The 19,092-nt window shown below is 69.0% G+C and carries 18 protein-coding genes and 1 pseudogene; 8 read left to right on the top strand and 11 right to left on the bottom strand.

The annotated features are described in order from the left end of the window. Positions 1-167: 167 nt before the first annotated feature. Together ACH4YP_RS47270 and ACH4YP_RS47265 are read right to left on the bottom strand one after the other, a co-directional pair. Entirely contained in the window at positions 168-1,127 is a 960-nt protein-coding gene (locus tag ACH4YP_RS47270) for a hypothetical protein (RefSeq protein WP_398497715.1), read from the bottom strand. Beyond that, positions 1,124-1,465 (bottom strand): PadR family transcriptional regulator, encoded by a 342-nt coding sequence (locus ACH4YP_RS47265; RefSeq protein WP_398497713.1) that lies wholly within the window; start codon positions 1,463-1,465, stop codon positions 1,124-1,126. Before ACH4YP_RS47265 ends, ACH4YP_RS47270 begins: the two co-directional genes overlap by 4 nt. A 261-nt stretch (positions 1,466-1,726) precedes the next feature. Here ACH4YP_RS47265 and ACH4YP_RS47260 point away from each other — a divergent pair. Both ACH4YP_RS47260 and ACH4YP_RS47255 read left to right on the top strand, forming a co-directional pair. Beyond that, positions 1,727-2,346, top strand: a pseudogene (locus tag ACH4YP_RS47260) (IS630 family transposase); the annotation flags it as partial. A 59-nt stretch (positions 2,347-2,405) separates the two neighbouring features. After that, entirely contained in the window at positions 2,406-2,987 is a 582-nt protein-coding gene (locus ACH4YP_RS47255; RefSeq protein WP_398497712.1) for a hypothetical protein, read from the top strand. 223 nt (positions 2,988-3,210) lie between these two features. Here ACH4YP_RS47255 and ACH4YP_RS47250 read toward each other — a convergent pair whose 3' ends face one another. Beyond that, complete coding sequence (locus tag ACH4YP_RS47250; RefSeq protein ID WP_398497710.1) at positions 3,211-3,375, bottom strand: hypothetical protein; 165 nt, start codon at positions 3,373-3,375, stop codon at positions 3,211-3,213. 518 nt (positions 3,376-3,893) lie between these two features. Between ACH4YP_RS47250 and ACH4YP_RS47245 the strand changes: the two genes are divergently transcribed. Further along, positions 3,894-4,751 (top strand): DUF1963 domain-containing protein, encoded by an 858-nt coding sequence (locus tag ACH4YP_RS47245; RefSeq protein ID WP_398497708.1) that lies wholly within the window; start codon positions 3,894-3,896, stop codon positions 4,749-4,751. Between the two features lie 256 nt (positions 4,752-5,007). Next, positions 5,008-5,577 (top strand): hypothetical protein, encoded by a 570-nt coding sequence (locus tag ACH4YP_RS47240; RefSeq protein ID WP_398497706.1) that lies wholly within the window; start codon positions 5,008-5,010, stop codon positions 5,575-5,577. A 613-nt stretch (positions 5,578-6,190) separates the two neighbouring features. Here the strand turns inward: ACH4YP_RS47240 and ACH4YP_RS47235 are convergent. From ACH4YP_RS47235 to ACH4YP_RS47215, 5 genes are all read right to left on the bottom strand, one after another. After that, positions 6,191-7,453, bottom strand: a complete 1,263-nt coding sequence (locus ACH4YP_RS47235) for an XdhC family protein (protein WP_398497705.1) — start codon at positions 7,451-7,453, stop codon at positions 6,191-6,193. Between the two features lie 43 nt (positions 7,454-7,496). Next, positions 7,497-9,740, bottom strand: coding sequence for a xanthine dehydrogenase family protein molybdopterin-binding subunit (locus ACH4YP_RS47230; RefSeq protein WP_398497703.1), 2,244 nt, complete (start codon positions 9,738-9,740; stop codon positions 7,497-7,499). Beyond that, on the bottom strand, positions 9,737-10,732 hold the full coding sequence (locus ACH4YP_RS47225; protein ID WP_398497701.1) for an FAD binding domain-containing protein: 996 nt from the start codon (positions 10,730-10,732) through the stop codon (positions 9,737-9,739). Before ACH4YP_RS47225 ends, ACH4YP_RS47230 begins: the two co-directional genes overlap by 4 nt. Then, positions 10,729-11,268, bottom strand: a complete 540-nt coding sequence (locus ACH4YP_RS47220; protein ID WP_398497699.1) for a 2Fe-2S iron-sulfur cluster-binding protein — start codon at positions 11,266-11,268, stop codon at positions 10,729-10,731. The genes ACH4YP_RS47225 and ACH4YP_RS47220 overlap by 4 nt, the downstream gene beginning before the upstream one ends. Positions 11,269-11,485: 217 nt before the next feature. Next, positions 11,486-12,733 carry an FAD-dependent monooxygenase gene (locus tag ACH4YP_RS47215; RefSeq protein WP_398497697.1) on the bottom strand — a complete coding sequence of 416 codons (1,248 nt, stop codon included), beginning with the start codon at positions 12,731-12,733 and terminating at the stop codon, positions 11,486-11,488. Positions 12,734-12,813: 80 nt separating this feature from the next. Between ACH4YP_RS47215 and ACH4YP_RS47210 the strand changes: the two genes are divergently transcribed. Beyond that, complete coding sequence (locus tag ACH4YP_RS47210) at positions 12,814-13,407, top strand: TetR/AcrR family transcriptional regulator C-terminal domain-containing protein (RefSeq protein WP_398497717.1); 594 nt, start codon at positions 12,814-12,816, stop codon at positions 13,405-13,407. Between the two features lie 258 nt (positions 13,408-13,665). On the opposite strand, the gene ACH4YP_RS47205 is transcribed toward ACH4YP_RS47210, so the two are convergent. Further along, positions 13,666-14,448 (bottom strand): hypothetical protein, encoded by a 783-nt coding sequence (locus ACH4YP_RS47205; protein WP_398497695.1) that lies wholly within the window; start codon positions 14,446-14,448, stop codon positions 13,666-13,668. Positions 14,449-14,490: 42 nt separating this feature from the next. Continuing rightward, positions 14,491-14,916 carry a hypothetical protein gene (locus ACH4YP_RS47200; RefSeq protein ID WP_398497693.1) on the bottom strand — a complete coding sequence of 142 codons (426 nt, stop codon included), beginning with the start codon at positions 14,914-14,916 and terminating at the stop codon, positions 14,491-14,493. 321 nt (positions 14,917-15,237) lie between these two features. Here ACH4YP_RS47200 and ACH4YP_RS47195 point away from each other — a divergent pair, with 321 nt between their 5' ends. From ACH4YP_RS47195 to ACH4YP_RS47185, 3 genes are all read left to right on the top strand, one after another. Then, positions 15,238-16,647, top strand: coding sequence for an IS701 family transposase (locus ACH4YP_RS47195; protein WP_398497691.1), 1,410 nt, complete (start codon positions 15,238-15,240; stop codon positions 16,645-16,647). A 94-nt stretch (positions 16,648-16,741) separates the two neighbouring features. Further along, positions 16,742-17,092 carry a helix-turn-helix domain-containing protein gene (locus ACH4YP_RS47190; protein ID WP_398497690.1) on the top strand — a complete coding sequence of 117 codons (351 nt, stop codon included), beginning with the start codon at positions 16,742-16,744 and terminating at the stop codon, positions 17,090-17,092. A 388-nt stretch (positions 17,093-17,480) separates the two neighbouring features. Further along, positions 17,481-17,840, top strand: a complete 360-nt coding sequence (locus tag ACH4YP_RS47185) for a transposase (RefSeq protein ID WP_398497688.1) — start codon at positions 17,481-17,483, stop codon at positions 17,838-17,840. A 257-nt stretch (positions 17,841-18,097) separates the two neighbouring features. Here ACH4YP_RS47185 and ACH4YP_RS47180 read toward each other — a convergent pair whose 3' ends face one another. Next, a complete protein-coding gene (locus ACH4YP_RS47180; protein WP_398497686.1) occupies positions 18,098-19,036 on the bottom strand; it encodes a LysR family transcriptional regulator in 939 nt (312 codons plus the stop codon). Positions 19,037-19,092: the final 56 nt, after the last annotated feature.

Genomic DNA, 19,092 nt, shown 5'->3' with positions numbered 1-19,092 from the left:
CCCCCAGGTCATGCCTTCGACAGGGGGGAACAGTCATGCCGGGCCCGGAGGCCAGCGGCCCTCTTGCAGGACCGCGAAAAACATAACGGGGGGGGGGAGTTCGGTCACGCACGTCTTGTGGCACGACGTGGGCCGCCGAGCTCGGCCGGCCCACCGGGGGTCCGCTCCTATTCGGCGAGTGCCCGCCCCTGTCGGCGCTGGGCGGTGAACGCCAGGGCGGGGAGGGGTGCGATCAGCAGGAGGAAGACGACCAGGTCCGGAAAGGACTGCATGAACACGTCCGGCCGGACGACGATCGCCTGCGTGCGGACGATCGCGACCGCCGCGACGGGGATCAGCCACCGGTGGTCGCCAGTGGCTGCCGTCGCAACCCACGCGCCGAGCAGCGCGATGGCTTCGAGGACGAACAAGCCGCGCTGGAAAGCCGGACTGACGGAGATGATGTGCAGGCTCCCGGCAATGAACATGGCGAGTACGACGGGGGCCAGCCAGCGGTAGGAGCGACGTCGCAGGCGGCTGGGACGGCAGAGCGCCAGCACGGCGCACGCGGCGCAAAGTGTCCCCGAGAGCACCAGGTCACGAGCGGTTATCGGGGCGCCGAGACCGTAGTAGCTCAGGCCCGACTTGCCCTCGTCGCCGAAGAACGCATTGCTGTTGAACGTGGCACCGGCGTAGATCATCACCGCTGCGGCCGGCAGTGCGATCCAGGCCCTGCCGCGCAGCAGGGCGATCAGGCAGACCAGCGGAAGCAGCCCGTAGGGCAGCAGCCGTGTCCGGCCGCCGGGACCTTGCGCCCACGGGTACCAGCCGGAGAAGGGAAAGGCGATGGCATTCCGGCCGGGATCGATGTGCAGTGCCCAATGCCACACATCCTGCAAGTACGGAACCAGCGCCAGCGCGGCGAGGACGAGAGCGGTCAGATGGATGCCGTCCAGCCACCACGGCCGGGCCGTGTCGTCGACGACGGCACGGGCGCGGGCCTGCACCCCGGCACGCGCCAAGGCGACAACTTCCCGCGGCGGGGGCCAGGAACGGCCGGGATACGCCTCGGCCAGGCAGGCCAGCACCTCCTCTCCCTGCCGGGAACGGTAGGGCTCGGGATAGGCCGCAAGCAGCAGACGATTCATGCCGGGGCCACCCCGGCATCCCGCGAGCGCCCCATGACGACAGCCGCCGCCTGCTGCATCCGCAGCGCCTCCCGGGCGAGCGCCTCGGTGCCGTCCTCCGTGAGCCGGTAGTAGCGCCGGGCCCGCCCGTCCACGATCTCCTCGTCGCCGGCGGCCACCAGCCCGGCCCGCTCCATCCGCTCCAGCGCGCCGTAGAGAGTGCCGACAGCGATCCGGAGCCGCCCGTCGGTGGTCCGCTCGGCAGCCTTGATGATGCCGTAGCCGTGCAACGGACCATCCATGAGTGCGGCGAGGATGAAGTACTGCGGTTCCGTCAAGGGCGGATTCTGTCTGGCCATACATCGAGCATATATCGAGCTACGAAATATATCTGCCAGCCTCAGGTGGTCACCGGCAGCTCCTCCACGCCCGCGGCGAGCGTCACCCTCTCCCGGCCGGCGAGCGCGACGGCGGTCTCCTCGGCGCACCCGCGCGGCATTGGCGGATACTCACCGCGACCTGGTCCGGGCCGAGCGGAATGTCATTCCCACCGTGTCCGCCGGACCCGTCTCGCCTCCGTTGAATCTTCCATGGACCAGACTCTGTTCGCCCGGACCGGCCGGGAGATCAAGAAGATCGCCAACTCCGAGCCAGCCGAGCACGGCTTGCCGTTCTCGACCTGGAGCCTGGCCAAGCTGGCCGACTTCCTGGCAGCCGAGGGGGCGTTCGACGACATCAGCCACGAGGGCCTTCGGGCCCTGCTCCGCGAGGAAGGCGTCTGATTTCAATGCATAAAGACCTGGAAGACCTCACACGACTATGCGGCCAAGAAGGCCCAGGTCGAACACCTCTACGCGATCGCCGACGGTGAGGTCATACCCGAGGAAGGCGAGCCTGAAGTCGTCTTCTGTATGGACGAGTTCGGGCCGCTCAACCTCCAGCCCCACCCCGGGCGGCAGTGGACCGAACGCGGCGGCCGTCACAAAGACCCCGCCCGGGAACCGATGCCCCGTCGGCGGGCGACCTACACCCGCCCGCACGGGGTCCGGCACCTGTTCGCCGCCTACGACCTGGCCAAGGGCAAGCTCTACGGGGCCACATCAAGCCGACGAAGAAGACGGACCAGGTTCCTGGAGTTCTGCCGTTACCTGCGCAGCCTCTACCCGCCCGAGATCCGCATCGCGATCGTGCTCGACAACTTGAGCAGGGCAGCATGATCCGTCGCTACATCATCTGGTGAAACAAGCACGCCGCCGACGAACGCCTCCGCGAGGTCGTGAACAGGGCGAACGTTGCCTGATGCGGCACCAGCAGCGTCACCCCGACCGCCCCTTCGTCCGGGCCGAGCACCTTATCGCCGAACTCGACACTCCGCCTGACTGGCTGCAGGACTTCACCACAGATCTCGCTGCCAAGTACTCCGTCGGCCGGGCCTGCACGATGATCACTTCTCTGGGGCGGCTTCTCCGGGACGGCCAGCCCAACCTCCCCCAGTCCGTGCTCGAACGCTCCCGCCGCCCGGGCCGGTCGATGGGCTCCCTCGCCCGTGCCCTGGAGACCTTCTTGACCAGCCGCGGTCTGGCCATGGCCACCGACCAGGCCGAGCGGCTCGCGGCCGGCCGCCGGCAACGTCGCATCCTCGCGGTCCCCGACCCCCTGCGGCCTTCGGTGGAGGCTTTCGCCGACTTCATGATCCGCTCGCGTGAGCGGTCCCGGCGTGCCGGAACGCTGCCCCGCACCGATGCCACCATCGAAGCCGCACTGGCCATCGTGCGGGACCTCGCCCTGTTCCTCGCCGGTGAGCGCGGCAAGCGGGACTGGGCGCTGACCGACGTGCACGATCTCGAGGCTTTTCCTGGCCGACTCGCCCAAGGCCCGTAAGCGTCGCCTGGTCGTGCTCGGACAGTTCTTCCGCTTCGCGCGGTCCCAGAAGTTCGTCCTCGTCGATCCTGCCCGCGGTCTGACCGCCCGAGGACCGAGCGGCTTCACGGGTGCGACGCTGACGCTTGACCAGCAACGTGTGCTGTTCCGCCGCTGGACAACGGATCCGGCTGTCCACCCGCACGAAGGCATGCTGGGCATGTTCGCCTTGTTGCACGGTGCCTCAAGCCGCGAGGTCAAGATGCTCCAGGTCGTTGACCTCGACGTTCGTGCCCGGACCGCCCGGCTCGGCGACCGTCCGCATCCGGTTCCCTTGGATCCGGCGTCCTGGGCGGCAGTGGAGCGCTGCCTGGCCCATCGCGAAGCCCAGCGGGCCGACAACCCGCATGTGATGGTCACCCGCCAGACGAAGTCCGGCCGGGGCCCGGCGTCCACCGCCTATGTCAGTCACGTCCTCCCGCCCGGATCGTACGGACAGGCGTCCCGCACATGTCCGGGAACCCGTGGATCCGTGGTCACCGAAACGGCAGACGATCTTGAGCTCCGACAACCGCCCGCGACCAGCACGAGTGCACGATCAACGACTCACACCAGACCCGTGGCCAGCGACGTCAAGATGGTGGATCTTCAATGGCGACAAGCCCATACTTCGCTAGTTGGCATAGCCGTCCGGTGCTGGAGGGGGAAACACGGACCCCGCGATCAGCACCGTGTGTGCGTCGGTCAGCGTCGTTGCTGGGCGGGCAGCGACCGGGCTTCGTCGCGGATCTGGCGCATCGTGTCTCGTACGTCAGCGGCGGCCACTCGCCACGGCCGAAGCGGCCGACCCTTACCCGACGGCGACCGGCCCATCCGCGCCCGATAGGTTCCCTTCCTGCGATGTCGCCGACGAGAATGGGAAACCGCATGATCGAGAGCACCCTCGAACTGCCGGCGCTACGGGAGCGGATCCGCCAACTCCTGCTCGAGTCCGGGTGGGACGCGCCGGACATCGACCGTGTCCTGGAAACGGAACTGCCGGGCATGGTGCGCCGCCGGGTGAGCCTCAGCAGCAAGCCCACCGGCGCTGCGCCGGCGTTCCGGCTGGGCGGCCTGCCGCGGCTGCCCGCCGACGTCGCCTGGCCGATTCATTCCTCCTGCTGCGGCTTGACCCTGAGCTATATCGGGGCGCTGGACTGTGCGGCGCTGCCACGCGACCATCTCGCCGCGCCGCTGCCGGACTCCGGGCAGGTGCTGTTCTTCTACGCCAGCGACGCCGAGGCCGAAGACTGCAACATCGTCCGGGATCCGGACGCGTTCGCGGTGCTGTACGTGCCGGACACGGTCGAGGCGGCCGAACGCACGCCACCCGAGAGCAAGTACCAGCCGGAGATCGCCGAACGGGTCGACCTGTACGCCATCCCGTCGCTCGAACTGGGTCTCGACCACTTCTACTGCCAGCTCCCCGACGAGGAGCTGGAACGCTTCGACGACGCGATCCGGGGAATGTGGAACGAGTCGGAGCAGTGTCTCGACGGCGTCGGCGGCTACCCGAGCGCCCAGCAGTACCCGCCAGAGTGGGCCATGGCCCGGGATGAGCATGAGCGGACCGGCGGCGACATGGAGGAGCTTGAGGCCCGGGCCCGGCAGGAGTGGATGGTGCTGCTGCATGTGTTCGAGTTCCCGACCGAAAACGGCGAGTACCTCAACTACATGATCCGGCTGGACGACCTGGCTGCCGGCCGGTTCGACCGCGTCGTCCTGTCCGTCGACGACCACGACTGACGGGCCGGTCTGCGCAACCTGGGTCCACGAGGATCACCGTGCACACCGTCGGCGCGCATACGGTCGCAGCCGCACCCATTGAAGATCTGCCATCCTGATTTCCGCTGGTCAGCAGGGCTGGTGTGAGGTCTCCGCGGGGTTCTCGTGCTGGTCGGGTGAGAGATCGTTAGCACGTGATCGTCCGTCACGGGCGGCCTCTGGGATTCCCGGGGCCGGGGCAGCGGGCCGCTGCATAGCCTCCTGGTGGGAGGTGTGTATGCCGGATGTGCTGACATGGACGGTCCAGCAACGGCTTGCGCTGGAAGGACGGGCTGAGCTGCTCCGCAAGGAACTGTCCGGGATCGAGTCGCAGTTGGCCCGGCTGGAAGCAGCCGAGGTGGTGTTCGGGCAGTGGGCCGAGGCGACCGATGGTGGACGCCGGTCGTCGGGCATCGTGGAGCCGGAGCCGGAGCGTGTCGTGGCGGGGCCGGGTGCGGGCGGGATGCGTCTGGTGCCGGACCGGTCCGAGGGGATGGGGGTGGAGTCCCTGACCTCGGAGTACCGGAGGATCATGGAGATCGTGACCGGGGCGGACGGTCCGGTGATGGCCAAGGACGTCGCTGGGATGCTGGGCCGGGAGCTCACGCCGGGCAAGATCGAGCCGGTTCGGGGCCAGCTGCGCAAACTTGCTGGCCCCCTTCGCCATGCGCGGACCTCTCGTCCGCTCGGACTACTACGGGGCCTCCGCCCCATCCCGCACCTTCGACAGACGACGTATCTATCCCAAGAACCTGATTGGATATCAGGCCAAGGGAGCGATACGGGATGGTTCCCGTGTTCACGGTGATTCGATCAATCAGTCCGGCATCCAGCTTTGCCCCGGCAGCATCGCCACGGTTACGCCGCAGGCTTTCACCATGGCCTCCCCACCGACACGCCAAGTCGGCTACGGAGTCAGCCCGCCTTTCGAACGGGCTGTGCACTGCAACCCGGCCCATATCCACCAGATTTGAGCCGGTGCCACGCTTACGGAGCTTTACCACGGATTCCTCTCGTATGCCCTCTGATCTCGCTCGCCGGACCCAGCCCGTCTGGCAGTTCCGAGCAGTCCCGGCTTTGTCAGCGCTGCTTCCCGCCCTCCCCGACGTCTCCCGGTTCGGACTGCGCTCAGCTCCCACCAGCCTGCTGCGACAGACTGGCGAGGAGGTCTTGCACCTCCTTCGATTCACCGCGCCTCACGGCGCACAAGCGCCTCGTGGCGCACTGGTTGCCCTTCACGACCAGGAGGTAGTGGCCGCCGACAAGCGGCGCCGACCGCCGTCGACCACCGGCTTCCGGTCGACAGGCCCAACGTCCTATCGACCGGCTGATCACCATGCCGTGCGCCGTGCACCGTCAGAGGGCCGTCGGCAACGTCCTCGTGGGCGCTTCGGACACGTCAGGGAAGGTGAGGTGATCATTCATGCTGCACCGACGCGGACCGGGCTCACGGTGTGCTGGTCGCCCTGGCGATCGGCTTGCGGCGGCGAGACGCGGCCACTCGCGCCGTTCGCATCGGACTGGCGTCCCTCGGTGTCGTGGTGGATCGGTGTGTGCGAGCCGCTCAGTGGCAGACCCGCTCCGCCCTGCCGGGCAGCGACGATCTCGGCTGCGATGGACAGGGCTGTCTCCTCGGGCGTACGGGCGCCGAGGTCGAGGCCGATCGGCGAGTGGAGCCGGGCCAGTTCGGCTTCGGTCAGGCCCGTCTCGCGGAGTCTGCGGTCGCGGTCCTCGTGGGTGCGGCGCGAGCCCATCGCGCCGATGTAGGCGGCCGGCAGCCGCAGGGCCGCTTCCAGCAGGGGCACGTCGAACTTGGCGTCGTGGGTGAGGACGCACACCACCGTGCGGTCGTCGGTGTGGGTGCGGCGCAGGTAGCGGTGCGGCCAGTCGACCACGACGTCGTCGGCCTCGGGAAAGCGTGATCGGGTGGCGAAGACAGGTCGGGCGTCACACACCGTGACGTGGTAGCCGAGGAACTTGCCCATGCGCACCAGCGCGGCGGCGAAGTCGATGGCGCCGAAGACGAGCATGTGCGGCGGCAGCACGCTCGACTCGACGAAGAGGGTCAGGCCCGGCTCGCAGTGGGATCCTCCCCCAGACTCCGTCCGGGGGGACCCCCATCTCGCTCCGCTCGCCGCGATGTCGAAGGTGCCCGTGCGGCCGGCGTTCAGCAGGGCGCGGGTTTCGTGCACGACGGTGCGGTCCAGGTCCGGATGTCCGCCGAGTCCGCCTTCGTACGATCCATCGGGACGCACCGCCAGCGCCCGCCCGAGGAGCTCTGCCGGGCCGCGGACCACGCGGGCGAGTGCCGCCACCTCGCCCCGGGCGGCGGCCGACAGCGCCATCTGCAACGCCTTCCGGTCGGGCGCGTCGGCAGGTATGGGCGTGACCAGGATGTCGAGGACGCCGCCGCAGGTCAGTCCGACGGCGAAGGCGTCCTCGTCGCTGTAGCCGAACCTCTCGCGCACCGCCTCGCCGTCGGCGAGCGCCTGGGTGCACAGGTCGTAGACCGCGCCTTCCACACAGCCGCCGGAGACCGACCCGATGGCCGTGCCGTCGGCGTCGACGGCGAGCGCGGCACCCGGCCCGCGCGGCGCGCTGCCGCTGACGGACACGACGGTAGCCACGGCGAAGTCCCGGCCTTCCTCAAGCCACCGGTTCAGCTCGTCCGCGATGTCCAGCATGGGAGTTTCTTTCTTGTCGTAGTACGCAGATCGGGCCGTCGTCTCAGAGCAGTTTGTCCAGCGTGATCGGCAGGTCCCGGATCCGCTTGCCGGTCGCGTGGTAAACGGCGTTCGCGATTGCGGCCGCCGCGCCGGCCACGCCGACCTCGCCAAGGCCGATGATTCCCAGGGGCATCGTCTTGTCCGGTTCGTCGAGCCAGGCGACGTCGATCGGGGGGATGTCGGCCTGCACCGGCAGGTAGTAGGAGTCGAGCCCGGCGCTCATGGTGCGCCCGTTGCGGGGATCGACCAGGGTCTGCTCCGACAGCGCCGTGCCGATGCCCATGACCACGGCCCCGCGGAGCTGGCTGGCCGCGGTCTTGGGGTTGATGATGCGGCCGACGTCGAACATGCCGAGCCAGCGCGAGATCCGCAGTTCGCCGGTGTCGGCGTTCACCCGCACCTCACAGAACTGCGCGCCGCGGGCAGCCTTGGACCAGCGCTGGTCCTTCAGGAAGGTGGACAGGAACCGGCCCTGACTGGCCAGCGCACCCAACCGGGTGGTCGACCCGACCGAGGCCTCCAGGAACGGGGTACGCGCCGCTCGCAGGACGACCGCCGGTTCCTGACCGGTCGTGCCCGTACGCCGGGCCAGGGCGGTCACCTTCCGGGTGAGCGCGGCGCACGCGGCGAGGACGCTGGTGGCCACCGTCGCCGTCTGGTTCGAGCCACCGGCCACCGGGCTGGGCGGCAGGTCCGAATCGCCGTACTCGACCCGGACCTTCTCGTACGCGATGCCGAGTGCGTCCGCGGCGATCTGTGCCTGTACGGTCGCGGCGCCCATGCCCATCTCGTGAAAACCGCACTGCACGAGCGCGCTGCCGTCGTCGCTCAGCCGTACCTTGACGTCGGCGATCAGGCGCAGGACCGGGTGGTAAGCGGTGGCCGTGCCCATCCCGACGAGCCACTCGCCGTCACGCATGGAGCGGGGTTCGGGGTTACGGTCCGCCCAGCCGAAGCGTTCGGCGCCGGTCTCGAAGGCTTCACGCTGCATCCGCTGGGAGAACTTCTTGCCACCCGTCGGATCCGTCGTGGGCTCGTTGCGCATCCGCAAGGCGATCGGGTCCATCGACAACTCGTAGGCGAGTTCGTCCATCGCCGATTCCAGCACGAAGCTGCCGATCGCGTCGCCGGGGGCACGCAGCCAGGTGTTGGGCATCAGATCCATCGCGACGAGGTTCTGCCGGGTCAGCATGTTCTCGGCGCCGTAGAGGTGTCGGGCCGGCGAGCTGGTCGCCTCGAGCAGGCCCCCGGCCGAGCCGACGCGGGTGATGCTGTCCTGGATCAGCGAGGTGAGCCGGCCGTCGCGGGTCGCACCGAGCGCGATCCGGTTGGTCGAGGCGGTACGCCCACCGGTGGCGCGGCTGACGGCCCTGCGGCTCAGCGCCAGGCGCACGGGCCGCCCGACAGCCTTGGCCGCCATCGCCGCGATGACCGTGTGGGGCCAGACGGCGAACTTCCCGCCGAAGCCGCCCCCCAGGAACTCGGCATGGACGCGGACATGGGACGCCGGCACACCGAACCGCCAGGCAAGGTAGCGGTGGCTCTGGTTGATGGCCTGAGTGGTGTCGTGCACGGTGAGGTGGTCACCGTCCCAGACGGCGACCGTCGCGTGCGGCTCGATCGCGTTGTGCTGCAGGCCGGGCGTGGTGTAGCGCAGGTCGACCGAAACCTCCGCAGCGGCCAGCGCCGCCTCGGCGTCACCCTTCTTCGCCAGGCCGGCGAAGGTGAGGTCGCCCTTCGCCGGGGTGGCGTTGCTCTGCTCGGCGGCGAAGTCCACCCGCGCGGGCAGCGGGTCGTAGGTCACTTCGACGAGTGGGGCGGCCTCGTTCGCCGCGGCCGAGGTCTCCGCGACCACCACGGCGATCGGCTGGCCGTCCCAGAAGACCTGATCGGTATTGAGGTAGTCGAGGCTGGTCCCCGACACGCTCGGTCCCAGGTCCCGCACGATGTTGGCTTTACGTTCCGACCGGATCCTCGGCGCGTTGAGGTGGGTGAGGACCGCCACGACGCCGGGCACCGCGGCCGCCGCGGCCGTGTCGATACCGGTGATCGTGCCACGGGCGACGGTGGCATGTACCAGCGTCGCGAACGTGAGGTTCGGGTAGCGATGCTCGGCGGAGAACCGCACCGCCCCGGTCACCTTCGCGTGGCCGTCCCGGCGGTCGACCGGCTGGCCGACCGCGCCCCCGACGGGCACGGAAGCGTCCGCGCCGGGCTCGGAGTCGGTCCTGGTGCGTGTGGTCACGATGTGCTCCGCTCAGCGTTGAGTTTCCGCAGCACGGCCACGACCGTCCGCTGGGCCACGTCGATCTTGAAGGCGTTGCCGGACAGAGGGAGGGCGGGGGCGAGTTCGGCGGCGGCCCTGGCGAAGCTCTCGTCGGTGGCTTCGGCGCCGAGCAGTAGCTCTTCCGCGATTCGTGCCCGCCACGGCTTGGTCGCGACGCCGCCGAGTGCCAGCCGGACCTCGGCGATGCGGCCGTCGGCGGCGACCTCCAGCGCCGCGGCGACCGAGACCAGGGCGAAGGCGTACGACGCACGGTCGCGGACCTTGCGGTACCGCGAGTTCGCCGCGACCGGCACCGGCGGCAGCTCGACGGCCGTGATCAGCTCGTCGGCGGCCAGCACCGTCTCGATATGGGGTGTGTCGCCGGGCACGCGGTGGAAATCGGCGATCGGGACGCGCCGGACACCGCGCACGCTCTCCACCTCGACGACCGCGTCGAGGATCACCAGCGCCACCGCCATGTCCGAGGGATGCGTCGCGACGCAGTGCTCACTCGCCCCCAGCACCGCACTGCCACGGGAGAACCCGCCGATCGCGTCACAGCCGCTGCCGGGTGCGCGTTTGTTGCACGCCGACGCCTCGTCGTAGAAATACATGCAGCGGGTGCGCTGCAGGAGGTTCCCGCCCGCGGTCGCCATGTTCCGCAGCTGGGCGGACGCCCCGTGCAGGATCGCCTGCGCCAGCACCGGATAGCGGGTCCTGATGACGGGGTCCGCAGCGAGCGCGCTGTTGCTCACCAGCGCCCCGACACGGATCCCGCCGTCCGGCAGTTCCTCGATCCCGTTCAGCGGCAGGCGGGTGATGTCCACGACCGTCGCCGGGTGTTCGATGCCCTCCCGCATGAGGTCGACGAGGTTCGTCCCGCCCGCGAGGAACTTCACGTCATCGCTGTCCGCGATCGTGCGCAGCGCCGTGCCCGTGTCCGGGGCGCTGAGGTAGGAGAACGACTTCACTTCGCGACCTCCTTGATGGCCGAGACGATGCCGTTGTAGGCGCCGCAGCGGCACAGGTTGCCGCTCATCCGTTCCCGGATCTCCTCGTCGTCCAGCTCCTCGCTCGGGGTGGCGAGGTGCTCGGTCGCCGCGCTGGGCGCGCCTTCCTTGTGCTCGGCGAGCATGCCGATCGCCGAGCAGATCTGGCCCGGCGTGCAGTAGCCGCACTGGAATCCGTCGGTGCGGACGAACGCCGCCTGCAGCGGGTGGTCGACTCCCTCGATGGTCGTGATCTCACGGCCCTGGTACTGCACCGCCAGTGCGAGGCAGGCGTTGATCCGTCGGCCGTCGGCGAGCACTGTGCAGGCACCGCACGCGCCTTGGTCGCAGCCCTTCTTGGTGCCGGTCAGGCCCAGGTACTCGCGCAGCGCGTCGAGCAGGCTCACCTGCGGCGAGATGTCCAGTCTCTGGGCGGATCCGTTGATCCGCAGCTCGATCTCCACCGTGAAATTCCTCCGGTTCGCCCGTAGGCTCGTTCTCTTTGGGGGGGGCGTCATCGCTCCTGCCCGCCGACCGACCCGCGTCCCCATCGCCCGCCGCGCCCCATGTCGACGCGTTGACCCTGAATCCCCGGTCGTGAGCGACCTCATGAAGTGGAATCGGATTTAGGGAAATTCCCCAAATTTCAGTCGAGCGCATCGCGGAGGCGGCTCAGGCAGCTCAGGCAGCTCAGGCAGCTCAGGCAGCTCAGGCAGCTCAGGCAGCTCAGGCAGCTCAGGCAGCGAGGGTGCCGGCGCAGGCCGGCAGCTGCCAGTCGCCGCCGCGGTCCTCCTTGGAGAACCGCGCGACAAGGTCGGGGATGTGGAAGAAGCAGGCCAGCGCGGTGGTGTTCTGGAAGGCGCTGATGGCGTGTTTGTTCATGGGCATGCACACGCGCAGGATGCGGGGTTTGACCCCGCCCTGGATCTCGTCGACGAAGGGCCGCAGGACGCGGTCGTAGTTCGTCAGTGCGGTCGGCAGGTCGTCCGCATGCCGGTTGATCTCCCCGGCCAGGACAAAGGCGCCGACCAGACCGCCGGAGATCCCCATGCCGCTGTAGGGGGATGCGCAGTGCGCGGCGTCCCCGGCCAGGACCACCCGGCCCTTGGACCAGCTGTCGATCCGCACCTGGGCGACCTCCTGAGCGTAGAAGAACGGGCTGTCCTTCATGCCCTCGATAAACCGGTCGGTCTGCCAGCCGGCGTCCCGGAACCGCCCTGCCCAGAACTTCTGCTGCTGCTCCACGGGAGCGCGGTGGATCGCGGACGCCTCCGCCGACTCCTCGCGCATCACGAAGTACACCTGCGTCTCGGTCGCGTTGTGGCTGCGCCGCATGATCTGCCGGCCGCCCGGGACCATGTAGGTGTCGCGGATGTTGGTGTCGGAGGCCATACGCGGCACGAACCAGTAGGCCATGTGGATGCCCACCCGCCAGTACGGGTCGAAGCCCTCCGGCAGCAGCGCCCGCCGGATGCGTGAGCCCTGCCCGTCCGCGCCGATCAGCAGGTCGTACTCGCCAGAGGTCCCGTCCGAGAAGTGCGCGGTGACCCGCTCTGCGTTCTGGTCGAACCCGTCGACGCTCTTGCCGAAGACGTACTCGGTGTCGTCCTTGGTCGCCTCATACAGGATACGGACGAGGTCGCCGCGCATGATCTCGTACTCGGAGGTCAGTGTCTGACGTCCCTTGCCAGAGGTGTTCGCCATGATCGTCGCCTTCGGCTTGCCGCAGGAGTCGACGAAGGCGACGCCCGCCTCGTCCACCAGCTGGCTGCGCACGGTCTCCAGCAGGCCCATGCGCTCGACCGCCTCGATGCCCTGTCCGCGCAGGTCGACCTGTGCGCCGGAGGCGCGCAGCGCCGGGAAGCGCTCAACGACCGTCACCTGGTGGCCGCCGCGGGTGAGCCAGAAGGCCAGCGCCTGCCCGGCGACGCCACCACCGGCGACGAGGACCCGTAATGAACGCTTCGCGATCTTGATCGTCACGTTCGACCACCCCAAAATCTATCGGTGATTGATTCCTTTTCATAGTCTTCTATCAGCGATAGAATGTCAATGTGACCAAGATGAACCGTGAGACCGTCGTCACAGAGGCGCTGGATCTGCTGAACGACGTCGGCCTGGAAGCAGTCAGCACCCGGCGGCTGGCCAAGCGCCTCGGCGTCGAGCAGCCGTCGCTCTACTACCACTTCCGGACCAAGAAGGATCTCCTTGCGGCCATGGCGGAGGCGGCCATGGCCCCGCACGCCAACGCGCCGCTGCCATCCCCCGAGGACGACTGGCGTGCGTGGTTCCTGGAGAACTTCCGCAGCTTCCGTCGCACGCTGCTGATGCGCCGTGACGGCGCCCGGCTGCACGCCGGCACCACTCCGACCGGCGACCTCGACCGGATCCGCCGCAAGATGGCCTTCCTGGTCTCCTCCGGCGTGCCCGAGCGGGAGGCGCAGATGGCGATGCTGGCCGCCGGCCGCTACACGGTCGGCTGCGTGCTCGAGGAGCAGGCGGATACGGATTCGCCGGACGGCGAGGACCTGCCGGACGACTTCCCGGTACTGGATCACGAGGCGGCATTCGAGGCGGGCCTTGCGCTCATCCTCAGCGGCCTGGAACAGCACACCGCGGCATTCGGCCCGGCCTCCGTCGCATCGTCGCCGATCTGACCGGCTGCAGGACGGGGCGGGTCAGGAGTGCGCCCTCCGGGGGCGTACGTCGCGCGCCAGGCGCCCCAGATGGCGCAGCTGCCACAAGCCGCCGCCACGAGCAGCCACACCACGACAGGGAGACAGCCGCCGCCCACCGAAAAGGCCGGTGAGCAGGGCCACGATCAGCGGGGGCAGCGAGTGCGCCAGCAGACGGCGCCAGCGCGGCCCCTCACCGGCAGCGGCCTGTGCGGACTCGCTTGATCAGCCCGCCGTGGATCACTCCGTCACGAAGCTCCCACTCCCACTTCGTCTTGGCGCGGACCCGCTGACCAGCCCGTCCCGATGGCAGACATGGGCGTGCGGACCACGGCACTCCCCGCACGCGGCCTCCTCCCGAAGGTGCAGGTCGCACAAGTGCAGGCCGCACATCTCACCGGTACGGAACGCGCCGTCGCTCAGCCACTCCACCACCAGCCGACCCCGCAAGGGGTTGACCTCATCCAGCAACACCGCCCGCGCGCCGTCCGGCAGCATCTTCTTGTGCTGGCGCCGAACCGACTTCGGCGCCAGCGGATTCGCCTGCATGCTCCGCTGCAGATGCCCGAGGAGCGACCGGTCCCGATCCCGCTGGGTCGGCATCCGGTGCAGCTTCAGCGCCCCCACCAGCTCGGTGTTGACGCCCAACTCGGCCTGCTTCAGATAGAAGCCTTTCAGGCACGCCGCAGCGCCGCGCAAGGCGTCGTTGCCGTACGGCCGCTTCCCCACCCGCCACGGGCGACCGTACGGCCCGGCGATCTTCGCACCGATCGCCCCCATGTACCGCTCAAGGTCACCGAACCCGACGTCCTGCGGCGTCAGCCCTTCTTGCTCCAGCCACCGAAGGTGATCGACGAGCAGGTAGGCGTACGTCCGATCCGACCCCGTACACGCGTAGTCGGCCAGGTACCGGTCCGCTCCGCCGTGCACTCCTCGCACCGAGTCGAAGATGGTGTGCGCCTCACGGCCATCGCCATGCCGTACCGACTGCGCCCTGAGCTGTCCGACCGACAGCGTTCGCACCACAGTTCCTCCGAGCCGACCCATCCACCAACATGGCGAACATCACGGCAGCGGTCGGCAACCGAGCACGTGACGTACGCGGTCACTGGCTCGGCGAACATCCCGAACAACCCTCACCCCAGCCGGAAAAAGGTTCTGGTAAGCGCGAGGCAGCACCGAGACATCCAGGCTCACACTCCACGGCGGCACCGTCCGTACCCCGATGGGAGAGTTGCGCCCGAATCGCGAGGAGGCTGATTCCGGATCCGACGCGGGGGTCTCCCACCGGACTTGATCACTCTCGGCACTCTCCGGGCTGGTCCCGCCGAGGTTCTTGGCGACCGTCTCCCGGGCGAACTCCAGTTTCGCCAAGCGGTCCTCGGCCCGGGCAATATGCTCGTTCAACTCCGCGATCTCCCGGCGGAGTTCGTCCGCGTCCTCGCGGGCCGCTTCTTCACGCCGATGCAACTCTTCGATCAGCGAACTCATCCGGCATCTCCTCGCTCCTGTCAAGTCACAACTTCCCAGGTCAGCCAGTCCCTTCAGAAGAACTGCACTCGAAGGAGATGTGCGATGGCGTGTGGTGCTAGCAGGCGCAGCTGCCGGCCTCCTCCTCATCGTCCTGATGCCGCGCGTCGAGCGCCCAGTCAGTGAGCCGGCCAGTTCGCCGGTACGCCTGCCCTGCGACCTCGGCTCGTGAAGCCGCTGGTTACCGGTAGTTCGTTAAATCCGGCGGTGGTGTGGGTTGACGGTGAGGCGGGTTGGTCGTAGGCCGGTGGTAGGAGTCAACTGCTCGGCTGGGGGCTGAAGATGACTGCTCGCCGTCCGTGTCCGCCTGCGCCGGGGCCGTTGGAGGAGTACGCGGCCCGGTTCGACGATCTCTTCTTCAGCCTGGCTCAGCGGCGGGGTTTTCGTGAGTACCTGACGGGGCTGCTGGCGCCGCGGGAGCGGAACAAGACGATCACCTGCCTGGCAGGGGCGGAGCCGGTGGCCGGCGCGGGGATGCCGGGGGTGCAGCGGCTGCAGTTCTTCCTGTCCGAGTCTCCCTGGGAGGTGGAGCAGGTCAACGACCGGCGACTCGAGCTGCTGCGTGAGCAATCGGCGACGGCTCCGCACGACGGCGGGGTCATCGTGATCGACGATTCCGGGGACCGCAAGGCCGGCACGGCCACCGCCAACGTGGGCCGGCAGTGGCTGGGCCGGCTGGGCAAGACGGACAACGGCATCGTCACGGTGACCACAGTGTGGACCGACGGCCGCGTGTACTACCCGCTCCACGCGACTCCTTACACCCCCGCCCACCACTTCGCCCGCGCCCGGTCCGACCCGGCCTTCCGCACGAAACCGCAGCTGGCCGCCGCTCTGGCGGTCCGCGGGAAGGAGGCGGGCTTCGGCTGCCGGGCGGTGGTCGCCGACTGCGCCTACTCCGTGAGTGATGACTGGTATCTAGCGCTGCGGGCGGCCGGCCTGGCCTACGTGGTAGCCCTCAAACCGCATCGCGGCACATGGGCCCCGGCCGGCCAGCCGCACACCCCCATCGACGCCGCACACGCTCTGACCTGGAAGAACGCCGACCACCCCGGTGACTGGACACCGGTGGAGCGTCATTTCCGCGACGGGCACACCGAGACCTGGTGGGCCGCCGACGCCCGACTGGGCGGTTATGGCCCCGACTCATCCTGCCGGCTGGTCGTGGCCACCACCGATCCAGCCACCCTGCCGGAGAAGGCCACCTGGCACCTGGCCAACAACCTGTCCCACCCCGATGCGCCCCACGCCGCCACCAGCCCGCATCCGCCTGCCGACCTCGCCGAGATCGTCCGCCTTTACGGCCTGCGGCCGTGGATCGAGCAGAGCTACAAGCAGGTCAAGGACGAACTCGGCTGGGCCGACTTCCAGGTCCGTTCCGACCGCGCCATCCGCCGACATCAGACACTGGTGAACTGCGCCTTCTCCTTCTGCTGGGACCAATGGTTCGCCCCACCCGGCCCAGTGGATGCCGCCGCGCCGGACCCGTGCCCCAACGAGGGGCCAGAGAGGGGGCTCAGCCACGTCCCACCAGCACCAACAGCCCTGCTGGCCCAGGGCCTTACGGGCGATCCGTTCCTGGCTCACCCCCGCCGTCACTCTCAACCGATGGTGGCGAGCCTGGACGGACAAGGACCCACCCTCCGAACTCCAGGCCCTGATCGACGCAGTCACCACCGGACACGGCATTGACCTCTACCGCCGGATTTAACGAACTACCGCTACTGACCTTTTCGGGTTGCCTTCGGGTGGTGACGTTGGGTGATCCCTGCGGTATGCCGGTGTTATGCGGTACGCGGATGGTGGGGGCCTGACTGCTGAGCGGGGGGCCGTGCGTGAAGGGATCCGGCTGGAGGCCGGGCAGAGGTTCGCACGAGGTGACAGGACTTCGGACATCGCCAAGGACCTGCGGGTGAGCGAGCGTTCGGTGGAGCAATGGCGCCGGGCCTGGCGTGAAGGCGGCATGGAGGGTCTGAAGTCGAAGGGACCCGCGAAACTGCCGAAACTGTCGGACGAACGGTTCGCCCTGCTGGAAAGGGAGCTGGCCAAAGGGCCGGCCGCGCATGGCTGGGAAGATTTCTGGGCGGCCGCCACTAGAAGTTCCTCCGGGCCGTCGTGTCGCGCAGTGCTGACATGAACCGCCGCGAGTCGGCGTCGTCCAATACGACCGCGGTGGCGACCTGGGCGCGCTCGCGTTCCAGGTGGTTGTACGAGCGTTGCTCGCCGATCCCGGCAAAAGTCGTGTTCTCGCCGCCAGCGGTGTTCCCGCGCGCGTCGAGGATCGCGAGCGCTTGCTCCAGGGGGCACTGCCGAGTGCATGGCGTAGCGCACTGGAGCTCCATGCTCGAGATCTGACGATGGCTCACCTCCCCAAGCAGCACAGAGCGCATGCGGCTCACCGCGGCACCGCCAGGCGCGCACCCGCCTGCCCCACTCCCCCGGCTGCATCCGTTCTCCGATGCGGCGCAGAGCTCTTGATGCAGACAGCCTCGCATGGACCTCGCCTCACAGCGGTCCATCAGTCCATGCGAACATTTCACCGACAAGTTCTCGGCGTCGCTCGAATCCTGGTTCAACCGACGCCGACACCGGCTGCCAAGCTGGGGCTTGCCGCAAGCCGGGAAACGTTGCTGGGGCTGGTGCACGCGCTGCCCGATCCCGAAGTGGGTGTCGATGACTTCGCGATCGCGCGGGGCCGCAAGTACGCGACCGTGCTGATCGACGCGGTCACTCATCGCCGCATCGACGTACTGCCGGATCGCAAAGCCGCGACTCTCGCGGCCTGCTGCGCGAACATCCCGGGCTGGAGGGTGATATCCCGGGACGGCTCGGCCGCCTACGCCAAGGCGATCCGCCAGGTCGCCGCAGGCGGTGCAAGCCAGTGACCGGTGGCATCTGCGGGCACAACGTGGCCGCCGCGGCGGAGAAGGCCATCGTCGCCCCCTCCCCCTGTGTAGGCCCGCATTTCGCGTGTCCCTTTCTCATTGACCGTGGCCTTTGTCCGGCCCAAGGGACAGCGTGGTGAGACGAACTCCCGTCTGATCGTTCACCCGTCGTAGTGCTGATCCCCGTCTCGGCCTATGCGACGCCCGTCGCCCCACCACCGGCCGCTGTCAGCCGATGCCGCACCTCTGAGATCACGTCAGGTGGTCCCGGGTATGCGCAGTGTGCGGCGAACAGCGTTGCGGAGCCAGTGGTGGGCTCCGTCGGCTGTGTGGCGGGGGTGCCAGGCCATGCCGATGGTCAGGGGCGGCAGCGACAGGGGTACGTCGAGGAGGCGCAGGCCGAGGGCGGTGGCGGTGTGGGTGAGTGGTGATTCGGGGTTGCCGGGGAGTGCGGCGGGGACGAGGCATACGACGTCGCTGCGGGCCGCGAGGGCCATCGCCGCCAGGTGGCTGGGAAAGACGGCAGTGACGCGCCGGTGGAGGTTCCGTTCGGCCAGGGCGCTGTCGAGAGGGCCGATGAACCGGCCTCGTCGGCTGACCACGACATGTTCGGCGGCAGCGAGCCGCGCCGGGTCCAGGGCTTCTTCGGCGAGGGGGTGCCCCGGGCGGACGGCCGCCACCATCCGGAGCGTGGCCAGTTCTTCGACCTGGGTCTCCGCGTCCACGTGGTCGATGGATCCGATCTCCAGATCGATCCGGCCGTCGCGGAGGGCCGGACCGGCCTCCAACTCCTCGGCCCGGAGCCGGAACGAGACGCCCGGCGCCTCCTGCCGGGCCAGGTGCAGCAGTCCGGGGGCCAGCGCCGCACCGACCAGGTCGGCGGTCTGGAGGGTGAAGGTGCTGCTCAGGGTGGCGGGGTCGGCTCCTTCGCCGGGGCTGAGCAGCGATTCCAGGCGACGCACCACTGCGGCGGTTTCGTCGCGCAGAGCCAGGGCGCGAGGGGTGGGGACCATGGTCTGTCCGGCCCGTACGAGGAGCGGGTCCTGGAGGGTGCGGCGCAGGCGGCCGAGGGTGCGGCTCATGGCGGCGGGGGAGGTGTGCAGGCGGGCGGCGGCGCGGGTGACGCTCTGCTCGGTCAGCAGGGCGTCCAGTGCGACGGCGAGGTTGGCGTCAAGGGCCGAATGTGGGCTGTTCACCAGCGTAATTCCATTTCAGGCAATATCTCGTTGCTGAAGTTCCCATTGTGGCATCA

It is taken from the genome of Streptomyces sp. NPDC020747 (genome assembly GCF_044334695.1).
Taxonomy (GTDB): domain Bacteria; phylum Actinomycetota; class Actinomycetes; order Streptomycetales; family Streptomycetaceae; genus Streptomyces.
This window is presented reverse-complemented; position numbering and strand designations above follow the sequence as displayed.

What these genes read in the sequence shown, in the direction of transcription:
- ACH4YP_RS47265 (WP_398497713.1), bottom strand. Translation starts at nt 1,465, where the DNA reads ATGGCCAGACAGAATCCGCCCTTGACGGAACCGCAGTACTTCATCCTC.
- ACH4YP_RS47185 (WP_398497688.1), top strand. Translation starts at nt 17,481, where the DNA reads ATGCGAACATTTCACCGACAAGTTCTCGGCGTCGCTCGAATCCTGGTT.
- ACH4YP_RS47200 (WP_398497693.1), bottom strand. Translation starts at nt 14,916, where the DNA reads ATGAGTTCGCTGATCGAAGAGTTGCATCGGCGTGAAGAAGCGGCCCGC.
- ACH4YP_RS47255 (WP_398497712.1), top strand. Translation starts at nt 2,406, where the DNA reads ATGCGGCACCAGCAGCGTCACCCCGACCGCCCCTTCGTCCGGGCCGAG.
- ACH4YP_RS47270 (WP_398497715.1), bottom strand. Translation starts at nt 1,127, where the DNA reads ATGAATCGTCTGCTGCTTGCGGCCTATCCCGAGCCCTACCGTTCCCGG.
- ACH4YP_RS47210 (WP_398497717.1), top strand. Translation starts at nt 12,814, where the DNA reads ATGAACCGTGAGACCGTCGTCACAGAGGCGCTGGATCTGCTGAACGAC.
- ACH4YP_RS47245 (WP_398497708.1), top strand. Translation starts at nt 3,894, where the DNA reads ATGATCGAGAGCACCCTCGAACTGCCGGCGCTACGGGAGCGGATCCGC.
- ACH4YP_RS47190 (WP_398497690.1), top strand. Translation starts at nt 16,742, where the DNA reads ATGCGGTACGCGGATGGTGGGGGCCTGACTGCTGAGCGGGGGGCCGTG.
- ACH4YP_RS47240 (WP_398497706.1), top strand. Translation starts at nt 5,008, where the DNA reads ATGCCGGATGTGCTGACATGGACGGTCCAGCAACGGCTTGCGCTGGAA.
- ACH4YP_RS47250 (WP_398497710.1), bottom strand. Translation starts at nt 3,375, where the DNA reads ATGCGGGTTGTCGGCCCGCTGGGCTTCGCGATGGGCCAGGCAGCGCTC.
- ACH4YP_RS47220 (WP_398497699.1), bottom strand. Translation starts at nt 11,268, where the DNA reads ATGACGCCCCCCCCAAAGAGAACGAGCCTACGGGCGAACCGGAGGAAT.
- ACH4YP_RS47195 (WP_398497691.1), top strand. Translation starts at nt 15,238, where the DNA reads ATGACTGCTCGCCGTCCGTGTCCGCCTGCGCCGGGGCCGTTGGAGGAG.
- ACH4YP_RS47235 (WP_398497705.1), bottom strand. Translation starts at nt 7,453, where the DNA reads ATGCTGGACATCGCGGACGAGCTGAACCGGTGGCTTGAGGAAGGCCGG.